Genomic DNA, 2021 nt, shown 5'->3' with positions numbered 1-2021 from the left:
CGGACGATAAATTTTCATCCCTGCTACCGCCTTACGCTTTCGCTTTCGGCATCTGGCTCACCAGAGACAGGTTCACATCCATGCCTTCCACCTGGAAGTGCGGCACCGCAAACAGCTTCACGCGGAAGAAACCCGGGTTGTCTTCGATATCTTCCACCACCACTTTCGCGTCACGCAGCGGATGAGAAGCCTGCAACTCATCGCCCGGATCGGTCATTTCCGTCACCAGACTACGCACCCAGGTATTCAGCTCCAGTTCCAGCAGACGGCGGTCCTTGGTGGTGCCGATGTTCTCGCGCTGGATGAGCTTCAGGTAGTGCGCAATACGCGACAGCAGGAAGATGTACGGCAGACGGGCGTTGATGCGGCTGTTGGCCGTGGCATCTGCGGTGTCGTACAACGCCGGTTTCTGCGCGGAGTTCGCCGAGAAGAAGCAGGCATAGTCGCGGTTTTTGTAATACGAGAGCGGAATAAAGCCGAGGTTGGCAAACTCAAACTCGCGGGTCTCCGGGATCATCACCTCAGACGGAATTTTCACCTGGTTGCCGGTGCCGAGATCGTACAGATGAATAGGCAGATCTTTCACCGCCCCGCCCGCCTGCGGGCCACGGATCTGCACGCACCAGCCGTTATTGATGAAGCTCTTCACCATGTTTGACGCGAAGGAGAACGACGCGCTGGTCCACAGGTATTTCTCGTGATCCGGGCCTTTCACCTGCTCAACGTAGTTAAAGCTGCGTACCGGTACGGTGTCCGGGCCATACGGCAGACGCCCCAGCACGCGCGGCATCACGAGGCCGATGTAGCGGGCGTCGTCGGTGTCGCGGAAGGATTTCCACTTGATGTATTCCGCGCGGTCGAAGTAGTTGCCGATATCCTTAATTGCAGCGACCTCTTCCATCGAGTCTTTCAGGAAGAATTTCGGACCGACAGAGCCAATAAACGGCATATGTGCGGCAGCTGATACTTTAGAGATGTTGCGCAGCAGCGCCACATCCTGCGGGCTGGCGTCAAATTCATAGGATGAAATCACGGAACCAATCGGCTCGCCGCCCGGGGTGTCGTATTCGGCGGTATAGGTGTGCCAGTAGAGGCCGCTCTGAATAAGTTCCGGCGCGTCTTCAAAGTCCTGACGCAGATCTTCTTTCGACACATCCAGAATTTCGGTTTTCACATTCTGGCGGTAGTCGGTGCTGTCCACCAGCTGCTTCAGGCCGCGCCACAGGGACTCCACCTTCTGGAACTCCTGGTGATGCATTACGGCATCCAGCTGACGGCTGATCTGGAAATCCAGCTCAGCGATATGGTGGTCAATCAGCGTTTTGTCGAGCTTCTCCACCGGCTGACCGGATTTGCGGATGCAGTCCATAAACACCTGCATCGCCGCCGTCAGGCGTTCACCCGCCGGAGCGTCAGAAAGCGCGGCGTCATCCAGAAACGCATTGATATCCCCCAGGCTGGAGGCCGGGGTCAGGTTGATTTTTTCAAACAGGGAGGCGTAAACGCCTTCTTTTTCCAGTACGGTGGTCTGCCCCTGCGCGGAGGCGGTTTCAGTATTCACAGACATCAGCATATTCCCGGTTAATCCATTAAATTACACATGCCGCTTATTTCGGGGCCAGTGCGCTCATTTCGTCGCGTAATTCCTGAGACAGCGCCGGGTCTTTGAGAATTTTCTCGAGTTCTTTTCTGAAAGTGGCGTTATCAAGAAGATTGGATTTGAGGTCGCGTAATAAATTACGCATGGCCAGCATGGCGCGGAGCTGGGGGATCTGGCGGGCAACCTGTTCAGGTTCGAAATCCTTAATATCGGAGAAATTCAGTTTTATGCTTTCTTCCGAGCCATCCCCGGCCATTGTGTTAGGAACCGTCAGATTCACTTCCGGGTTAAATTCCGAAAGTACGCTGTTGAAGTTATTTTTATTGACGTTGATTTTCTCCCTTTCCGATAATGGGCGATTCTCTTTTCCATTACTGAAATCACCGACGGTGAGGAGTTTAAGCGGCAGTTCGATTTTCTT

The 2021-nt window shown here is 54.4% G+C and carries 2 protein-coding genes; both read right to left on the bottom strand.

Annotated elements, in window-relative coordinates; translation table 11 throughout:
* Positions 1 to 31 precede the first annotated feature (31 nt).
* The gene (gene tssC / locus DD606_RS24775; protein WP_023324775.1) at positions 32 to 1567 is read right to left on the bottom strand and encodes a type VI secretion system contractile sheath large subunit; all 1536 of its coding nucleotides are present in this window, start codon (positions 1565 to 1567) and stop codon (positions 32 to 34) included.
* 40 nt (positions 1568 to 1607) lie between these two features.
* The coding region (gene tssB / locus DD606_RS24770; RefSeq protein WP_126815253.1) for a type VI secretion system contractile sheath small subunit at positions 1608 to 2021 on the bottom strand (414 nt) is incomplete at its 5' end.

Origin of the sequence: Enterobacter cloacae complex sp. GF14B, assembly GCF_004136805.1 — a bacterium.
GTDB classification, from domain to species: domain Bacteria; phylum Pseudomonadota; class Gammaproteobacteria; order Enterobacterales; family Enterobacteriaceae; genus Enterobacter; species Enterobacter hormaechei_C.
Note: the sequence above shows the minus strand (reverse complement) of the source record. Positions and strands in the feature narration are given on the sequence as shown.

Bases quoted from the DNA above. Each gene is read 5' to 3' on its own strand.
- tssC (WP_023324775.1), bottom strand. From the start codon at position 1,567: ATGTCTGTGAATACTGAAACCGCCTCCGCGCAGGGGCAGACCACCGTA.